The sequence below is a fragment of the Chitiniphilus eburneus genome, assembly GCF_005048205.1.
Classification (GTDB): domain Bacteria; phylum Pseudomonadota; class Gammaproteobacteria; order Burkholderiales; family Chitinibacteraceae; genus Chitiniphilus; species Chitiniphilus eburneus.
The window spans coordinates 13,775-32,285 of sequence record NZ_SUMF01000005.1; the positions used below are offsets into that span (position 1 = coordinate 13,775).

General features: G+C 66.7%; 13 protein-coding genes, 1 pseudogene and 1 riboswitch. Of the genes and pseudogenes, 5 read left to right on the plus strand and 9 right to left on the minus strand.

Translation table 11 applies throughout. The annotated features are described in order from the left end of the window. Nucleotides 1–95: 95 nt before the first annotated feature. The 3 genes and pseudogenes from FAZ21_RS07265 to FAZ21_RS07270 all read right to left on the minus strand — a co-directional run. On the minus strand, nt 96–761 hold the full coding sequence (locus FAZ21_RS07265; RefSeq protein WP_136772621.1) for a methionine ABC transporter permease: 666 nt from the start codon (nt 759–761) through the stop codon (nt 96–98). Continuing rightward, nucleotides 758–1,045 carry an NIL domain-containing protein gene (locus FAZ21_RS21340; protein WP_444542048.1) on the minus strand — a complete coding sequence of 96 codons (288 nt, stop codon included), beginning with the start codon at nt 1,043–1,045 and terminating at the stop codon, nt 758–760. The genes FAZ21_RS07265 and FAZ21_RS21340 overlap by 4 nt, the downstream gene beginning before the upstream one ends. After that, nucleotides 1,037–1,768, minus strand: a pseudogene (locus FAZ21_RS07270) (methionine ABC transporter ATP-binding protein); the annotation flags it as partial. The pseudogene FAZ21_RS07270 and the gene FAZ21_RS21340, both read right to left, overlap by 9 nt. Before the next feature lie 363 nt (nt 1,769–2,131). Here FAZ21_RS07270 and FAZ21_RS07275 point away from each other — a divergent pair. Together FAZ21_RS07275 and FAZ21_RS07280 are read left to right on the plus strand one after the other, a co-directional pair. Next, nucleotides 2,132–5,908, plus strand: coding sequence for a DUF2339 domain-containing protein (locus FAZ21_RS07275; RefSeq protein WP_136772623.1), 3,777 nt, complete (start codon nt 2,132–2,134; stop codon nt 5,906–5,908). Continuing rightward, the gene (locus tag FAZ21_RS07280) at nt 5,905–7,308 is read left to right on the plus strand and encodes a DUF3999 domain-containing protein (RefSeq protein WP_211243400.1); all 1,404 of its coding nucleotides are present in this window, start codon (nt 5,905–5,907) and stop codon (nt 7,306–7,308) included. Before FAZ21_RS07275 ends, FAZ21_RS07280 begins: the two co-directional genes overlap by 4 nt. Nucleotides 7,309–7,645: 337 nt before the next feature. Here the strand turns inward: FAZ21_RS07280 and thiD are convergent, their stop codons facing one another. The 4 genes from thiD to htpG form a co-directional block, all read right to left on the minus strand. Further along, nucleotides 7,646–8,443: a bifunctional hydroxymethylpyrimidine kinase/phosphomethylpyrimidine kinase gene (gene thiD / locus FAZ21_RS07285; protein ID WP_136772624.1), complete on the minus strand. Its 798-nt coding sequence runs from the start codon at nt 8,441–8,443 to the stop codon at nt 7,646–7,648. After that, complete coding sequence (gene thiE / locus FAZ21_RS07290; RefSeq protein ID WP_136772625.1) at nt 8,440–9,081, minus strand: thiamine phosphate synthase; 642 nt, start codon at nt 9,079–9,081, stop codon at nt 8,440–8,442. The genes thiD and thiE overlap by 4 nt, the downstream gene beginning before the upstream one ends. Then, nucleotides 9,078–9,881 carry a hydroxyethylthiazole kinase gene (gene thiM / locus FAZ21_RS07295; RefSeq protein ID WP_136772626.1) on the minus strand — a complete coding sequence of 268 codons (804 nt, stop codon included), beginning with the start codon at nt 9,879–9,881 and terminating at the stop codon, nt 9,078–9,080. The genes thiE and thiM overlap by 4 nt, the downstream gene beginning before the upstream one ends. 24 nt (nt 9,882–9,905) lie before the next feature. Continuing rightward, a riboswitch (TPP riboswitch) is annotated at nt 9,906–10,017 on the minus strand. Between the two features lie 108 nt (nt 10,018–10,125). Beyond that, on the minus strand, nt 10,126–12,009 hold the full coding sequence (gene htpG, locus FAZ21_RS07300; RefSeq protein WP_136772627.1) for a molecular chaperone HtpG: 1,884 nt from the start codon (nt 12,007–12,009) through the stop codon (nt 10,126–10,128). A gap of 447 nt (nt 12,010–12,456) precedes the next feature. On the opposite strand from htpG, the gene FAZ21_RS07305 reads away from it, so the two are divergent. Further along, on the plus strand, nt 12,457–14,085 hold the full coding sequence (locus FAZ21_RS07305) for a chitinase (protein ID WP_136772628.1): 1,629 nt from the start codon (nt 12,457–12,459) through the stop codon (nt 14,083–14,085). Nucleotides 14,086–14,152: 67 nt separating this feature from the next. Here the strand turns inward: FAZ21_RS07305 and FAZ21_RS07310 are convergent, their stop codons facing one another. Further along, nucleotides 14,153–15,178, minus strand: coding sequence for a porin (locus tag FAZ21_RS07310; protein ID WP_169307293.1), 1,026 nt, complete (start codon nt 15,176–15,178; stop codon nt 14,153–14,155). Between the two features lie 214 nt (nt 15,179–15,392). Continuing rightward, nucleotides 15,393–16,415 carry a porin gene (locus tag FAZ21_RS07315; protein ID WP_136772630.1) on the minus strand — a complete coding sequence of 341 codons (1,023 nt, stop codon included), beginning with the start codon at nt 16,413–16,415 and terminating at the stop codon, nt 15,393–15,395. A gap of 221 nt (nt 16,416–16,636) precedes the next feature. Here FAZ21_RS07315 and FAZ21_RS07320 point away from each other — a divergent pair, with 221 nt between their 5' ends. Both FAZ21_RS07320 and FAZ21_RS07325 read left to right on the plus strand, forming a co-directional pair. Then, complete coding sequence (locus tag FAZ21_RS07320; RefSeq protein WP_136772631.1) at nt 16,637–17,404, plus strand: ParA family protein; 768 nt, start codon at nt 16,637–16,639, stop codon at nt 17,402–17,404. 151 nt (nt 17,405–17,555) lie between these two features. Then, nucleotides 17,556–18,431, plus strand: a complete 876-nt coding sequence (locus FAZ21_RS07325) for a response regulator (RefSeq protein WP_246038531.1) — start codon at nt 17,556–17,558, stop codon at nt 18,429–18,431. The last annotated feature ends 80 nt before the right edge of the window (nt 18,432–18,511 follow it).

Consider the following 18,511-nt stretch of genomic DNA (forward strand, 5'->3'; position numbering starts at 1 on the left):
CATGCGTTGCCGGGGTTGGCCCGGCGACGCAAACTGGATCAGGCCAGCGACGCGGCGCTGGCGGAACTACATCGGTACGTGAAGGGTGTCATGCGTCATTTCCGGGAAAAGTGCGCGACCATCCGGTCGCCCAGCATCTGCAAACCCTGCACCAGCACCACCAGCAGCACCACGGTTACCACCATCACGTCGGTCTGGTAACGCTGATAGCCATAGCGGATCGCCAGGTCGCCCAGGCCGCCGCCGCCGATGACGCCGCTCATGGCGGTGTACGACACCAGCGTGATCGCGGTGACGGTGATGGCGGCGACGATGCCGGGCAGCGCCTCGGGCAACAGCGCGTGCAGCACGATCTGGCGCGTGCTGGCGCCCATCGCCTGTGTGGCCTCGATGATGCCGCGATCCACCTCGCGCAGCGCCGTTTCCACCAGCCGCGCGAAGAATGGCGTGGCGCCGACCACCAGCGTCGGAATCGCCCCGGCCACGCCCAGCGAGGTGCCGGTGATCAACACGGTGACCGGGATCATCAGGATGATCAGGATCACGAACGGTACCGAGCGCACCACGTTGGCGACGAAGGACAGCACCGAGAACACGGCCGGCTGTTCCAGCAACTGGCGGCGCGCCGTGAGGAACAGCAGCACGCCCAGCGGCAGCCCCAGCATGATGGTGAACAGCAGCGAGCCGCCCAGCATCGCCAGCGTATCCAGCGTGGCGGTCCAGATTTCCGCCCAATCGATGTTCACGAAGAGTTCGTTCATGCGCGCAGCACCTCGACTGTGATGTCGCGCGCGGCCAGATGTGCCAGCGCGGTGTCTACATTACCCCCGGTGAATGTCACCGTGAGCTGCCCATAGGGGGTGTCCTTGATGCGGTCGATCCGCCCGGTCAGGATGCTGAAATCCACGCCGGTCTCGCGCGCCACCGCGCCCAGCACCGGCGCATAGGTGGATTCGCCCTTGAAGGTCAGCCGCACCACGCGGCCCGGCACGTGGGCGTAATCGTCCACCTGCTCGCCTTCGTCCACGTGTTCGGCCTCCAGCACGAAGCGCCGGGTGGTGGCGTGCCGGGGATGCAGGAAGACATCCGCCACCGGCCCCAGCTCCACCACCTGGCCGCTGTCGAGCACCGCCACGCGGTCGCACACGGTGCGCACCACGTCCATCTCGTGGGTGATGATGACGATGGTCAGCCCCAGCTCGCGGTTGATCTCGGCCAGCAGGCGCAGCACCGAGCGCGTGGTCTGCGGGTCGAGCGCGCTGGTGGCCTCGTCGCACAGCAGGATGGCCGGCTCGGTGGCTAGCGCCCGCGCGACGCCCACGCGCTGCTTCTGCCCGCCCGACAACTGCGCCGGGTACTTGTCCGCGTGCTCGGTCAGGCCGACGCGCGCCAGCAAAGCCGCCACGCGCGCGGCGATGGTGGCCTTGTCGCTCACACCGGCCAGCTTGAGCGGAAACGCCACATTCTCCGCCACGGTCTTGGAAGACAGCAGGTTGAAATGCTGGAAGATCATGCCGATGCCACGCCGCAGATCGCGCAGCCCGGCGTCGGACAGCGCCGTGATATCGCGCCCGTCGATCAGCACCTGGCCCTGGCTGGGGCGCTCCAGCAGGTTGATCAGGCGTACCAGCGTGGATTTACCAGCCCCCGAATGGCCGATGATGCCGAACACCTCGCCGGCGGAAATCTCGAAATCGATGCCGTTCAGGGCCGGCACATCCTGGCCGGCAACCTGGTACGACTTATGGATGTTCTGAAAACGGATCACGACGCAACCTTGTGGGCGGTGCTGTTATTGGCATGCAGTATGGCTGATGGTCGGGGGGCGGCACTGTAAGCGCCTGTTCGGGCGGCGCATCGGCTGTTGCCATCAGCGCGGGATTGTAAAAGCCCGGCGGAAGGCTCGATATTAGAGCTAACCGTTATAAAACCAAAAATCTTATGGCGATATGCAAATATCGCGCCGCCTTGCGGGCGAGGTCATCTATCCCATGGCCGGATTGCCCCTGATCACTGCAAGCGATTACACTGCGTTGGCATAAATTGCTTACAGCGATCCAAAGGCTGATCGACCGCCGTCTGGATGCCTGTAGGCCCAACAACATGTGTCATCGGGTGAGGGGCGGGAAGTATGCATTGGACACTCATCGTCGTCGGGCTGGCGCTCGGCGCGTTGTTCGGCGCGGGCATGGGCGACGCGGCCATGGGCGCGATCATTGGCCTGGGGATTGCCCTGGCCATCCTGCTGGGCCGCCTGCAACAGACGCAGCAGGCACTGCGCAAAGAGCTGGATGCTTTTGCCCAGCGCTTCGATCACGGCACCGGCATCATGCACCAGCGGGTGCTGACGCTGGAGCGCAACGCCAGCACCTCGCCCACCGCCGAGGCCGCGCCCGTTGCGACGCCGGATACGCAGCCGGACACGCCACCACCCGTGGCCGAGATCGTACCGGAAGCCCTTGCCACTCGCAGCGACGAGCCCCCCGCCATCCAGACCCCGGCCGCCGCGCTATCGAACGAAGCGTTGCAGGCCGCGCTCGAGGTGCCGGTGGCGACGAGCCCCGCCACGCCGACCGAGCCGGTCGCGCCGGTCGAAATCGAACCGTTGCCCGTGGAACCGGCGATGGCCGACATCGCCCCGGCCCCCGAGACCGAGCCGGCATCGCTTCCCCAACCCGAATCCAGACCCGAACCGGTGGCGGTAGCGCCGCAGCCGGTGCCCGTACCCGCGCGCGTGCCGCAACCGCCGGCTCCGCCGGCGCTGCCCACCTTGTTCGACCGCGCCTTCGCCGCCGCGCGCGACTGGTTGCTGGGCGGCAACACCGTACTGCGCATCGGCGTGGTGCTGCTGTTCCTGGGGCTGGCCTTCCTCTTGCGTTACGCCACCGAAGGCATGGTGATGCCGCCGCAGGCGCCATACCTGGGCAGCGCGGCAGCGGCACTGGCGCTGCTGGGGCTGGGCTGGTGGCTGCGTGGACGCCGCGCCGGCTATGCGCTGGTCTTGCAAGGCACCGGGATCGGCGTGCTGTACCTGACGGTTTTCGCCGGCATCAAGCTTTACCCGGCGCTCAACGGCGGCGAGGTGCTGATCCTGCCCACCGCCGGCTTCGCGTTGCTGGTGCTGGTCTCGGTGTTCGCCGCCACGCTGGCGGTATTGCAGGACTCGCTGGGGCTGGCCGCGGCGGCGGCGCTGGGCGGCTTCGCCACGCCGATCCTTGCGTCCACCGGCAGCGGCAACCACGTTGCGCTGTTCAGCTACTTTGCGTTGCTCAATGCCGGCATCTTCGCCATCGCCTGGTTCAAGGCATGGCGCATGCTCAACCTGATCGGCTTCGTCGGCACCTTCGGCATCGGCTTCGCCTGGGGCCTGCGAGGCTATCAGCCGGAGCTGTTCGCCAGCACCGAGCCGTTCCTGATCCTGTTCTTCCTGATGTATCTCACCATCGGCCTGCTGTTCGCACGCCGCAAGCTGCGCGAAGCCGACGACGCACCCGCCGACGACAGCCGTCAGGCGCTGTTGCGCTGGTCGCTGCGCCAGGGCGATTACCTGGACGGCATCGTGCTGTTCGGCACACCGTTGATCGGTTTCGGTCTGCAATATGCCGTGATCCGCCACCTGGAATTCGGCGCGGCGTTCAGCGCGCTGGCGCTGGGGCTGATCTACATGGCGCTGGCGCGCGTGCTGAGCGGGCGGCGCGCGCTGCTGCTGGCGGAATCCTGCCTGGCGCTGGGCGTGGTGTTTGCCAGCCTCGCCATCCCGCTGGGCCTGGATGCGCGCTGGACCTCCGCCGCCTGGGCGGTGGAAGGCGCCGGCATTTACTGGCTGGGCCTGCGCCAGCGCCGGCCGCTGGCGCGGATGTTCGCGCTGCTGTTGCAGATCGGCGCGGCGCTGGCCTTCCTGGGCGACCTGCGCGCCGGGACGGCCACGGTGCTGGATGGCGCGCCGCTGGGGGCGCTGATGCTGGGCGTGGCACTGCTATTCGCCTGGTGGCACGCGCGGCGCCATGACGATGCGCTCGATGGCTGGGAGCGCGGCCTGCAACCCTGGCTGGCCTGCTTTGGCCTGGCCTTCCTCTACCTGATCGCGCCACTGTGCCTGCGGGTCGAGGGTACGGCCATCGCGTGGGCGCTGGCGGGCCTGGCCACCCTGTTCGCCGGCCTGCGCCTGGGCGCGCGCAGCTTCCTGGGCTGCGCGTTCGGCGTGCAGTTGCTGGGTGGCGCGTTGTTCCTGCTGAACATGAACGGCGCCGGCCTGGGCGCCGGGGCGGGGCTGGCCGAAGGCTGGCGCGACCTGCTCACCGCGTCGCTGATCGGCGTCGCCCTCATCGGCGGCATGATCTACACCGCGCGCGACGAATCGGTGCGGGACGACAAAGCGCTGCTGGCCGGCTTGAGCGTGGTGCTGCTGGCCGGTCTGGTACTGCTGAACCTGGCGGTACTGTTCGTGTTGCCGTGGCGTATCGCCAGCGCGGTCTGGGGCGGCAGCGGGCTGTTGATCGCGTGGTTGTGTCTGTCGTTGCGGCAGCGGGTCGGCTTCGTGTTCGGCCTGGCGTTGCAACTCATCGGTGGCGTGAGCTTCCTGCTGGCCGGACCGACGCTGTTCGACGTGCCGGTCGATGAAACACTGAAGCCGCTGGCGCACGCCGGCTTCTGGACGCCGGCGGTACTGGCACTGGCCGCGATGATCGGCGCGTGGCGCCTGCACCGCGCGGCACGGCAGGAACAGTCGGCGCTGCCGGGCGTGGGGCTGGCGCCATTGTCCGGCCTGCTGCTGTACTGGGGCGTGGCCTGGTGGGCACTCACCGCCTATGGCGAAATCATCCGCTTCGCACCGGTGGGGCAGCAGGATCACCTGCTGCTGGCCGTGGCCGCGTTCAGCGTGCTGGCGTGGCAATGGCTGGCACGGCGCGAGGCATGGCGCACGCTGGCGCTGGTCTGCCTGATGCTGCCGGTGCTGGCCATACCGGCGCTGCTGATGGGCTGGCTCAGCCGTGGCTACCTGCCGTTGTCGGCCTGGGGCTGGCTGGCGTGGCCGGCCTTGCTGGCGGCGCACTGGGTGTCGCTGCGCCGGCTGGAAACGCTGTTGCCGGGGCGTCTTGTCCGCTGCGGCCACCTCATCGGCTGCTGGTTGCTGCTGGGGGTGGCGGCGCAGGAACTGCGTGTGCTGTTCGCGCTGCTTGCCGAGCACTACAACGCGTGGCGCTGGCTGGGCTGGGCGCTGGTGCCGAGCGCCTACCTGGCGCTGATGGCCAGCGACCGTCGCCTGCCGTGGCCGGTGTCGGAGCACGCGCGCACCTATCGCGTCGATGCCGCCTTGCCGGTGGCGGCGCTGATGCTGCTCTGGTTCTGGCTGGCCAACCTGTTCAGCGACGGTGCGGCCGATCCCTTGCCCTACCTGCCGCTCCTCAACCCGCTGGAGCTGGGTGCGCTGATCGTGCTGGCCGCGCTGTACCGCTGGGCCGACCATGCCTTGCCGCAACGGGGCTGGCCGCGCGCCGCGCTGCGCCGGCCCTTGCTGGGGGTGGCCGGCGCCTCGCTGCTGTTACTGCTGACGCAGGCGGTATGTCGTGCCGCGCATCACTGGGGCGGCGTGCCGTTCGACGAGGGCGCGTTGCTGGGGTCGATGCAGGTGCAGGCGGGCTGGTCCATCGTCTGGACGCTGTGCGCGCTGGGCCTGATGGTGAGCGGCCACCGGCGCGCCAGCCGCGAACTGTGGATGATCGGTGCGGCGCTGATCGCGGTGGTGGTGATCAAACTGTTCTTCGTCGAACTGGGCAACCGTGGCGGGCTGGAACGCATCATCTCCTTCATCGGCGTCGGCGTGCTGCTGCTGGTCGTCGGCTACTTCTCGCCACTGCCGCCGCGCCGGGTCGACACCCCGACGGACACCGAGGGTCAACCATCGTGAACCGATCCATCCGCCTGTTCTGCCTGACCGCCGCATTGCTGGCCGGGCCCGCCCCGGCCGCCGACAACGCGGCGGATTACCCGACCCATACGCCTTTGACGCTGACCGGCCAGGGGCCGTGGTACCGGCTGGCCTTGCCGATGGACGCCCGGCTGGCCGCGCGCCACGCCGATCTGCGCGACCTGCGGGTGTTCGACGCTCAAGGCCAGACCGTGCCCTATGCCCTGCGTCAGGTCACCGCACCCGCCACCCGCAGCCAGCGGGAAATCAGCGCCAGGTTGTTCCCGCTGCGTGGCCCGGTGGGCGAGACCACCACCACTGGCACGCTGCGTGTGCTGCGCAATAGCGAAGGCACCATCGTCGAAGTGCCGGCCGCCCCGGCGGGCAATGGCAAGCCGGTATTGCGTGGCTGGCTGCTCGACCTGGGCACCGGCAAGGACCGGCCGCGCCGCTTGACCCTGACCTGGAACGAGGCCGACGAGGGTTTCCAGCGCTTTGCCATCGACACCAGCGATGACCTGACCGACTGGCGCCCGCTGGGTAGCGGGCATATCGCGCGCTTCAGCTTCAACGGCGAGCACATCGACCAGCCCGAGATCGAGCTGTCCGATGCACCGGCGCGTTACCTGCGGCTGCAATGGCTGTCGCCGGAACAGGCGCCCGAGCTGCGTGCCGCGCGGCTCGACGGCGTCCGCAGCCAGGGTGGCGGCGCCACCGTGAGCTGGTCCGGGCCGCTGTCCGGCCGGGTCGGCAAGAATGGCGAATACCTGTACCGCCTGCCGCTGGCGTTGCCGCTGACCGCGATGCGGGTATCGCTGGATCAGCCCAACACGGTGGCGCCGGTCACGGTGTCGGGCCGTCTGAACGACCATGCGCCCTGGCAGTGGCTGATGGCCACCGTGCTGACGCGGGTGTCCGTGGGCAAGGAGGAGGTGCGGCTGGAAGAGATCGTGCTGCCGGGGCAAAAGGTGAACGAACTCAAGCTGGCGCCCGACCAGCGCGGCGGCGGCCTGGGTGCCCAGCCCCCCACGGTGCGGGTGGCGCTGCCGGCCATGGAACTGGTGTTCCTGGCGCGCGGTACGCCGCCGTACCGGCTGGCGCTGGGCAAGGCCAATGCGCAGTCGGCGGCGCTGCCGCTGGCCACGCTGGTGCCCGGTTACGACGACGCCAAGCTGGCGACGATGGGCAGTGCCAAGGCCGGATTCGCCCCCACCGACACCGCGCGGCAAGCCCCCAACGCCGCCACCACAGCCGGCGCTGACTGGCGTCGCTGGGCGCTATGGGCGTTGCTGCTGGCGGGAGTCGGTCTGCTGGCCGCGATGGCGGCCAGCCTGATCAGGAAGCCCGGGCGGGAAGGTGGTAAGGCTGAGGAAGAGGAAAGGGAGAAGGAGGAAGGGTAAAACCAGCTTGAACCCCACATCCTGAAACACCGAGGGCAGTTTCAAGATTTGAATTTCAAGCTGCTCCGCCTAGGGCGTGTCGTCACCTGTTTCGCGGCAGCGCTGGGCCGAAAAAACACCATCCACTGCGTTGCACTCCTTGCCAATAACCGGTTATTGGCTGCGTCGTACGCCTGGTGGCTGGCGCTTTTTCGGCCCAGCCCTGCGGGTTCGGTGCATTTCGGGCGCCGTGCGGTGTCGCAGGCCGCTTGCGGTATTCATACCGCAGCGCGTCCAGTTCCTGGCGCGGCATCCCGAACTGCACCGAACGCTGTCGTGAAACAGGTGACGACACGCCCTACCACCAGGCATGAAAGTGGTGAACCGGTCCGATGCCGTGGCCGATCTGTAGCTGGTCGGCGGCGCGTAGCGCGGCCAGCAGGTAGCCGCGCGCGGCGGCCACTGTGGTCGGCCAGTCGGCATGGCGCGGACGCAATGCGGCCAGTGCGGCGGACAAGGTGCAGCCGGTGCCGTGGGTATTGCGTGTCGGTAAGCGCAGGCCGGCGAAGCGCGTTTCGCCCTGTGGCGTGATCAGCCAGTCCGGGCTTTCGTCGCCGCCCAGATGGCCGCCCTTCATCAGCACCGCCCGGGCGCCGGCGGCGAGCAGTGCGTGCCCCTGTTCGCGCATTGCCGTTTCGTCGGCGGCTACGTCGCAGCCCAGCAGCGCGGCGGCTTCGGGCAGGTTGGGCGTGATCAGCGAGGCCAGCGGCAGCAATGCGTCGCGGATCGCGGCCACGGCATCCGGCGCCAGCAGCGGATGTCCACCCTTGGCGATCATCACCGTATCGAGCACCACGTGCTGCGGGCGATGCCGCGCCAGCCCGTCGGCCACGGCCAGCGCGATATCGGCGTTGGCCAGCATGCCCAGCTTCACGCTGTCCACGCGGATATCGGCGAACACGGCGTCGAGCTGCGCGGCGACGAACTCTGGCGGCACCGGGTGTACCGCCGTCACCCCCCGGGTGTTCTGCGCGGTGAGCGCGGTCAGCACGCTCATGCCATAGGCGCCCAGCGCGGAGAAGGTCTTGAGGTCGGCCTGGATGCCGGCGCCGCCGCCCGAATCGGAACCGGCAATGGTCAAGGCGTGGGGGATCATGCGCGGGCTCCGGCGATTTCCTGTTGCAGCGCGCGGGTGGCACTGACGATATCCGGCTGGCCGCAGATGGCCGAGACCACGGCGACGCCATCGGCGCCGGCCGCGATCACCGGCGCGGCGTTGCCGGCCTTGATGCCGCCGATGGCCACCACCGGCAGCGGGCGCGCGGCCATCAGGTCCGCGAACAGTTCCAGCCCGATCACCGGCGAGGCATCGGCCTTGGTGCCGGTGGGGTAGACCGGGCCGACGCCCAGGTAGTCGATCAGGCCCACCGGCGCGTCGGCCAGTTGTGCGGCGTTCGACGCCGACAGGCCGACGATCTTGCCGGGGCCCAGCAGGCGGCGCGTGGCGTCGGGCGGCAGATCGGCCTGGCCGATGTGCACGCCGGCCGCATCGATCGCCAGCGCGATATCGATCTGGTCGTTGATCAGCAGCGGCACTCCCAGCGGGGCGAGCACCGCTTTCAGCACCGTGGCGGTTTCCAGCCACTGGCGCTTTTTCCAGTTTGGCGCGCGCAACTGCACCATGGTCACGCCATTGGCGGCGGCGAGGCGCGCGGTATCGATCATGCCTTGCGGGCCACCGCACAGGTCGGGGTCGAGCACCAGGTACAGCGAGAGGTCGAAGGTAGGCTTCATGCGTCCAGCTCCCGCAGCATCCGGGGATTGAGCAGGTACAACGCATCCAGCAGCGCGAAGCCGAACGAGCCGGGGCCGTCGCTGGCCGATTCGGCGCGCTCGCCGCAGATGCCCATCACCGCGCAGGCGGCCGCCACGGCGTCCAGGCGGTTGGGCGCGTGCGCGGTGAACGCGGCAACCAGCGCCGACAGCGCGCAGCCGGTGCCGACCACGCGGGTCAGCATCGGGTGCCCCCAGGGCGTGGCCCAGGTGGTTTCCCCATCGGTGATGAAGTCGGTTTCGCCAGTGACGGCGACGATGGCGCCCGTATCGCGCGCCAGTTGCTCGGCGGCGCTGACGGCGCTTTGCGAGCCGGCCGTGCTGTCCACGCCGCGCCCGGCGCCGCCAAAGCCGGCCAGCGCCAGGATCTCCGATGCGTTGCCACGGATCGCGGTCGGGCGCCGGGCGATCAGTTCGCGGCAGGCGTCGGTGCGGTAGTCGAGAACGCCGACCGCCACCGGGTCCAGCGTCCACGGCGTGCCCGCGGCGTTGGCGGCATCGACGGCAATACGCATTGCCGCCAGCCGTGCCGGATACAGCGTGCCGACGTTGATCAGCAGGCCGCCCGCCAGTGCGGCGAAGGCGCCGGCTTCTTCCTCGGCGACGATCATCGCCGGCGCGGCGCCCGTGGCCAGCAGCACGTTGGCGCTGATGTCCTGGACGACTTCGTTGGTCAGCAGGTGCACCAGCGGTTGCTCGGCGCGCAGCCGCGCCAGTTCGTCGGCGACGATGTGCAGCGGCAGAGTGATGGGGGAGGGCATCTTGGCTCCTTTTCCGCGCAGGGAAAGGCCGCCTTGGGACTTCCCTACGCCGGCATGATCCGGATCAGGTGGATACGGGTGTTTCTCAGCCCGCGCACCGGTACGCAAACCAGGGCGGGCACCCCGAGTCAGGGGCCGATTGTCCGCTTGTGGCGAAGGCGCTACAAGGGCGCGCGATCAAACTTGGCGCGGATGAAAAAACACCGCCCCGAAGGGCGGTGCTCTGTTGCGACGGCGGATCGGGTCAGATCGCCAGGATCAGTCGGTTCAGCCGCTTGACGAAGCCGGCCGGGTCCTGCAACTGCGCGCCTTCGGCCAGCAGGGCCTGGTCGAACACCACCTGGGTCCAGTCGGCGAAATCGGCGTGGCCGACCTGGGCCTTCAGCTTTTGCACGATGGCGTGATCCGGGTTGATTTCCAGGATGGGCTGGGTACCTTGCACGTCCTGGCCGGCGGCCTTGAGTAGACGCTCCAGGTTGCCGCTCATGTCGAAGTTCTCGACCACCAGGCAGGCGGGGCTGTCGGTCAGGCGGGTGGTGACGCGCACGTCCTTCACCTGGTCGCCCAGCGCGCCCTTGATCGCATCCACCACGTCCTTGAATTCGTTGGCGGCGGCTTCCTGGTGCTGCTTTTCCGCTTCGTCGGCGAACTGGCCGAGGTCGAGTTCGCCCTTGGCCACCGATTGCAGCTTCCTGCCATCGAATTCGGTCAGGCTGGAGGCCAGCCATTCGTCCACGCGGTCGGACAGCAGCAGCACTTCCAGGCCCTTCTTGACGAAGACTTCCAGGTGCGGGCTGTTGCGCGCGGCGGCCGGGGTTTCGGCGGTGATGAAGTAAATCTTGTCCTGGCCTTCCTTCATCCGGCCGATGTAATCGGCCAGGCTGACATCCTGCGCGTCGCCGTCGTTGTGGGTGCTGGCAAAGCGCAGCAGGCCGGCGATGCGTTCCTTGTTGGCGATGTCCTCGCCCACGCCTTCCTTGAGCACGCGGCCGAATTCGCTCCAGAAGGTGGCGTAGTCGTCCTTGCGGTTTTCGGCCAGGTCTTCCAGCAGGCCCAGCACCTTTTTCACGCAGCCGGACTTGATGGTCTCGACGTCGCGGCTGGCTTGCAGGATTTCGCGGCTGACGTTCAGCGGCAGATCGTTGGAGTCGATCACGCCACGCACGAAGCGCAGGTATTGCGGCATCAGCTTTTCGTGGTCTTCCAGGATGAACACGCGCTTGACGTACAGCTTCACGCCGTGGCGGCGATCGCGGTCGTAGAGGTCGAACGGCGCGCGGCGCGGGACATACAGCAGTTCGGTGTATTCCTGGCGGCCTTCGATGCGGGCATGGCTCCAGGCCAGCGGCGTTTCGAAATCGTGTGCGACGTGCTTGTAGAACTCCTGGTACTGCTCGTCGGTGATGTCGGCCTTGTTGCGTGTCCACAGCGCGTTGGCCTGGTTGACCGTCTCGCTGCCTTCGGCGGGGATTTCCTTGCCTTCGTCGTCGTATTCCGGACGCTTGGGCATCAGGATCGGCAGATTGATGTGGTCGGAATACTTGGTGATGACGCTGCGCAGGCGCCAGTCGTTGAGGAACTCGTCCTCGCCTTCCTTCAGGTGCAGCACGATCTCGGTACCGCGCCCGGCCTTTGCCACGTCCTCGACGGTGTACTCGCCGTCGCCCTGCGATTCCCAGCGCGTGCCTTGCGTTTCACCGGCGCGGCGGGTGGTGAGGGTGACCTTGTCGGCAACGATGAAGGCGGAGTAGAAGCCCACGCCGAACTGGCCGATCAGGTGGCTGTCCTTGGCGGCGTCGCCGGTGAGCTGGCTGAAGAATTCCTTGGTGCCGGAGCGTGCGATGGTGCCGATGTTGGCGATCACTTCATCGCGGCGCATGCCGATGCCGTTGTCGGCGATGGTGATGGTGCGCGCATCCTTGTCGAAGCTCAGGCGGATGGCCAGTTCGCCGTCGCCTTCATACAGCGCGCCGTTGTCCAGCGCTTCGAATCTGAGCTTGTCGCAGGCATCCGATGCGTTGGAGATCAGTTCGCGCAGGAAGATCTCCTTGTTGGAGTACAGCGCGTGGATCATCAGATGCAGCAGTTGCTTGACCTCGGTCTGAAAACCGAGCGTTTCCTTGCTCATGGCGTAACAACCTCCTGAAACAGAAAAACCGGCGCGGGGCCGAACCTGGGGAGCGGCTGACAAATGTTCCTGGAAGCGTCGTGCGCGGGTCGGGCTTGCCGTGCCGCGCGCTGTTGCCAGCCGGATCGGGTCGGCCGCTCTTATTCGTCAGGAGGCGAATAGTGGGGACGACAACAGGGTTTTCAAGACATGCGGCGATGCCGCCGTTCGGCGGGAAGCAACGGTAAATGGCGGATGCAGCCCCTTACACGAACGTGCAACGATGCGGGCTGCGGCGGTGCCGCTGGAGAAAATCCTAATTTAATGAATCACTTGAAGGTTGACGCGAATGGGGCGCGGCACTAAACAACCGCCTGAACGCCAGCGTATGACCGACGGTTGTCGGCGGTCATGGTTTGGCGTCGGCGCGCAGTCGCGCGCCTACAAAAATCAGGATGGAGACGAGTAATGAAACAGCAAGCGACGTTCCGCCGGCGCGCCGGCGGCTTGGTCACCGCTTTGTCCATGGTATTTGCCCTGGGCGGCGCGGTGGTATCGGCCAGCGCCTACGCGGCGCCCACCTGGCAGGAAGGCAGCACCTACAGCGCCGGCACGGTGGTGAGCTACAACGGCCACGACTACAAGGCACTGGTCACCCACACCGCATTTGTCGGCGCCAACTGGAATCCGGCCTCCACGCCCACGCTGTGGCAGGACCTGGGCGTAACCAGCGGCACCACGCCGACCCCGACGCCGGTCCCCACGCCGACGCCGACCACCCCGACGCCCACACCGGTCGTCACCCCCACGCCTTCGGTGACCCCGACCCCCGCGAACACCGCCTGCTATCAGGCCTGGGCTTCCGGCTCGGTCTACAACGGCGGCGCCCGCGTGACCTACAACGGCGTGAACTACGAAGCCAAGTGGTGGACACAGGGCGACAACCCGGCGCAATCGGGCGAGTGGGGCGTGTGGAAGAACCTGGGCAACTGCGGCAGCACCACGCCGACCCCGGTGGTCACCCCGACCCCGACACCGGTGGTGACGCCCACGCCGACCCCCGTCGTGACCCCCACGCCGACCCCGGTCGTGACGCCGACTCCGACGCCGGTCGTTCCCACGCCGACCCCGATCGCACCGCCGCCGACCAAGCATGCGCTGGTGGGTTACTGGCACAACTTCACCAACCCGTCGGGCGTGACGTTCCCGATCAGCCAGGTCAGCGATGACTGGGACGTGATCGTGCTGGCCTTCGGCGACAATGCCGGCGGTGGCAACGTGGCGTTCAACCTGGACCCGAACGCCGGCAGCGAGGCGCAGTTCATCGCCGATATCGCCGCCAAGCGCGCCAAGGGCAAGAAGGTGGTGTTGTCGCTGGGTGGCCAGGATGGTTCGGTGACGCTGAACAACGCGTCCGACGTGACCAACTTCGTCAACAGCCTGTACGGCATCATCACCAAGTACGGCCTGGACGGCATCGACCTGGATCTGGAAAGCGGCAGCGGCGTTTCGCTGGGCGCGCCCATCATCAACAACCTGGTCACTGCGGTGAAGCAGTTGAAGGCCAGGGTCGGCTCCAACTTCTACCTGTCGATGGCGCCGGAACACCCGTACGTGCAGGGCGGCTATATCTCCTACGGCAGCATCTGGGGCGCCTACCTGCCGATCATTGATGGCCTGCGTGACGACCTGAATGTGATCCACGTGCAGTACTACAACAACGGCGGCTTCACCTATACCGATGGCCGCACGCTGAACGAAGGCACGGTGGATGCGCTGGTCGGCGGCAGCCTGATGTTGATCGAAGGCTTCAAGACCAACTACGGCACGGGCTGGGAGTTCAAGGGCCTGCGTCCGGATCAGGTGGCGTTCGGCGTGCCGTCGGGCAACCAGTCGGCCGGTCGCGGTTTCGTCACCACTGCCACGGTGAACAACGCGCTCAACTGCCTGACCCGCCTGGCGAACTGCGATACGGTCAAGCCGAAGCAGGCTTATCCCACCTATCGCGGTGTGATGACCTGGTCGATCAATTGGGACAAGCACGACGGCTACAACTTCTCGAAGCCGGTGGCTGCGCACCTGAAGACCCTGCCGTAAGCAGCACGGCAAAAGCAAAAAACGGCGCCGTGAGGCGCCGTTTTTTCTTTTTTGCGGCTCGCGTGGGTCAGAACTCGGTCTTCAGGCCGGCGATCAGGCGGCTGGTGTCCTCCCCCGGCGCGCCCACATAGTCATAGGCATCGTCGGTCGGGCCGTAGCTGGCGTTTTCGTCGTTCCAGACATAGCGACCTTCCACATAGGCGATCGTCTGCTTGGACAAACCATAGGCATAGCGCGCGGCCATGGCCTGGGCACCGCTTTCGTCGAGATCGCCCTGGTCGCCGAGTTGCATATAGGTGAGATAGGCGCTGTGCTTGCCGCTGGCGTAGCTGCCTTGCGCGAACCACAGCTCCTGCTCGATCTCGGCGCCGCCTTGCGGGGTATGGGCCATCGACTTGTAGCCGACATTCACCCCAAGACCGTTCCCGAAATCGTAACCGCCGGCGATGAACCACGTCTGGCCGTCGAATTCGCTGGCGTTGCCGACGGCATCGTCATCGCTGCCGTCGATGCCTTTGCGTTGCTGGAATGCGCCATCGACAAAAAAGCCGGCCTTGGCGAACTGCATGCCCAGATCGTAGCTGTAGTGGCTGCCGTCGCCCTGATCCAGGTCGTACAGCGCAAACACGGTCAGGCCGCTGAATTCGGGGCTGTCGTAGCGGATGGCGCTGCCGGGATACACATTCTGGCCGGGGGCGTATTCCGCCAGCAGGAACTTGGCGCCGGTGTCGGCGTAGCGGGCGTCGAGCAGGTCGTACAGTGGCGACTTCATCTTGCCCAGGCGCAGGGTGCCGGTTTCGCCCGTATAGCCGATCCACGCCTCCTTGCCGCCGAAGACCGCGGTCGCGTTGTCGGTGTAGTTGGTGATGCCTTGTTCCAGCCGCCAGATCACCTGGCCGCCGCCATCGAGCTGGTCGCTGCCGCCGATGCCGATGGTGACATCATAGTCGGCGCGGGCCTGGGTCTGGTCGCCCAGATCGTTGACGCTGAGTGCGCCGTCGAACGAGCCGTCGAGCTGGACCTCGGCCTGGCCCGGGCTGGCGGCGAGCAGCAATGCGAGAGCGAGCGGGGCGGATAGCAGTAGCGGTTTCATATTGTTTGACATCTCCTTGTGACAGACATGGCGGCCCACCGCCGCCCGGTTTCCCGAGCTGGACTATGTGTGTAATTGAGATTCGTTATCATGATTAATGACAACAATTCTCAATGGAGATGTCGTGTCGAACAGCATGGCCCGGCGCATGGGCATGAAGCTGGCCCAAAGAAAAACGGCGCCATACGACGCCGTTTTTCGGGGATGAAGCCGATCAGAAGTTGGTCTTCAGCCCGGCCATCAGACGGCTGGTGTCCTCGCCCGGCGCGCCCATGTAATCGAGCGTGTCGTTGGTCGGGCCATAGGCCGAGTTCGCTTCGTTCATCACGTAGCGGCCTTCCACATAGGCGATCGACTGCTTGGACAGGCTGTAGTTGTAACGGGCCGACACGGCCTGCGCGCCGCTGTCGGAGACATCGCCGCGATCGCCCAACTGCATGTAGGTCAGGTAGGCGCCGTGCTTGCCGGCGGTGTAGCTGCCCTGGGCGAACCACAGGTCCTGATCGACCTTGCTGCCGCCGCTCGGGGTGTACTCCATCGACTTGTAGCCACCGTTCACGCCCAGGCCATTCTCGAAGTTGTAGCCGGCGCCGACATACCAGTTCTGGCTGTCGAACTCGCCAACGTTGCCCACGCTGTCGTCGTCGGTACCGTCCGCGCCCTTGCGCTGCTGATACGCGCCGGCGACGAACAGGCCGGCATTGCGGTACTGCGCGCCCACGTCATAGCCATAGTGGCCGCTGGTGCCTTCGTCCAGATCGTACAGGGCGGAGAAGTTGAAGCCGCCGAAGTTCGGGCTGTCGTAGCGGATGCCGCTGCCCGGACGGACGTTCTGGCCCAGGCCGTACTCGGACACCAGGAACTTGGCGCCGGTGTCGGCGTAGCGGGCGTCGAGCATGTCGTACAGCGGCGACTTCATCTTGCCCAGGCGAACGAGGCCCATCTGATCCTGCTCATAGCCGATCCATGCTTCCTTGCCGCCGAAGCGCGACTGGTCGTTGTCGGTGTAGTTGGTGACGCCCTGTTCCAGGCGCCACTTCACCTTGCCGCCGCCATCGAGTTGATCGCTGCCGCCGATACCGATGGTCGCGTCGTATTCGGCGCGCCCCTGATTCTGATCACCCATATCGTTGATGCTGACACCACCGTCGAACGAACCGTCGATATAGACTTCGGCGTGGGCCATGCCTGCGCCCAACAGCAGGGCTGCGGCCAGGGGGGTGAGCTTGAGCTTCATAGAGGTTGTCTCCTTTGCGTACGTCTGAGCGGCGGGGGCCGTTCATCGGAGGCAAGTCTACGGAGGGCAACCCCTTTGGGGAGTGGGCAATTTACCTGCGATTTTCGTGATTTTTTCGTGAACTTGCCGTCAACTGCACGCATCGTATGCCTACGGTATGAGCCTTGCGCGCGTGTTATAGTCAGCGGCATTTATTGCAATGCAACATCGAGGAGCGGCGCATGCGGCGGCGGGTGGTATTCAATCAGAAGGGCGGGGTGGGGAAATCGACCATCGTGGTCAACCTGGCTGCGGCGGCCGCGCAGGCGGGGCGGCGGGTACTGGTGGTGGATCTCGATCCCCAGGGCAACGCCAGCCACTACCTGCTGGGCGATGCGGCGCGCGAGGTGGAGCCGGCGCTCGACGCCTTCTTCGACCAGACCCTCAATTTCAGCCTGTACGCCAAGCCCGTGGCCGCCTTCGTGCATGCCACGCCACATGCGGGGCTGTCGGTGATCCCGTCCCATCCGGCCATCGCCGAATTGCAGGGCAAGCTGGAGGCCCGCTACAAGATCTACAAGCTGCGCGAATCGCTGGCCGAGCTGGAGGACGATTTCGACGAAGTCTGGATCGATACCCCGCCGGCACTCAATTTCTTCACGCTGTCCGCCTTGATTGCCGCCGACGGCTGCCTGATCCCCTTCGATTGCGACACCTTCTCGCGCGACGCGCTGCTGTCGCTGATGGCGCGCGTGGAGGAAATCCGCGTCGATCACAATCCGGCACTGGCGGTGGAAGGCATCGTGGTCAACCAGTTCCAGCCGCGCGCCAGCCTGCCCACCCGCCTGGTGGATGCGCTGAAGGAGCAGGGGCTGCCGGTGTTGCCGACGTATCTGTCCAGCTCGGTGAAGGTGCGCGAATCGCACGAACGCGCCACGCCGCTGGTGTGGCTGGATCCCCGCCACAAGCTGGCGAACGAGTTCCGCGCACTCTACGCCGCGCTGCCCTGAGCCAGCCCCGGCATTCGGCCGTCGCACACGGGGCCGATGTGGATTCACCGGAGGGAAAGCGGTTTCCAGCCCGCATGGCGGGGCGGTATAGTGACCGGCGGGTAAGCTTTCAGGGGAAAACGAGATGGGGAGTGAGGCGCCGAAGGGCCGGGTGCTGGTAGTCGATGACGAACCGTTCAACCTGGAAATCCTGACCGAGCACCTGCAGGACGCCGGCTACGAGGTGGTGTCGGCCGAGGACGGCGCGGCCGCCTGGGACGTACTGTCGGCGGATCGTCGCTTCGATACCATCCTGCTCGATCGCATGATGCCGCGCATGGACGGCATGGCGCTGCTGGCGCGCCTGAAGCAGCAGCCCGAGCTGTCCGAAGTGCCGGTCATCATGCAGACCGCCGTCGGCGCCGCCGAGAATGTGCGGGAAGGCCTGGCGGCGGGCGCGTACTACTACCTGATCAAACCGTTCCAGCGCGACATGCTGCTGGCCATCGTGGCGGCGGCCGTCAGTTCCAGCAAGGAACGGCGGCAACTGGAAGCGCAGATCGCCGAGCACGTCAGCGGCTACCAACTGCTGCAACATGGCATGTTCCGCTTCCGCACCCTGATCGAAGCCCGCCAGCTCACGCTGTTGCTGTCGCAGACCTGCCCCGATCCGCGCCGCGTGGCGCTGGGCTTGTCCGAGCTGCTGGTCAACGCGGTCGAGCACGGTAACCTGGGCATCAGTTATTCCGAAAAGACCCGCTTGCTGCAACAGGGGCGCTGGCAGGAAGAGGTGGAAACCCGGCTGACCGATGCGCGCTATGCGGCGCGCGTGGTGAGCGCCGAGTTCCTGCGCGAGGATGGCGCGGTGCGCTTCACCATTCGCGACGAAGGCGATGGCTTCGACTGGAAGCCTTTCCTGGAATTCGCGCCGGAGCGCGCCTTCGATCCCCACGGGCGCGGCATCTCCATGGCGCGCATGCTGTCGTTCGACTCGGTGGAATACCAGGGGCGCGGCAATCTGGTGGTGGCGCGGGTGAAGACACACTGAGCGCTGCGATATGCAGCAACGAAACGGCCACCCGGAGGTGGCCGTTTTGCTTGGAGAACGTGCCGGATGCACGCATCGTT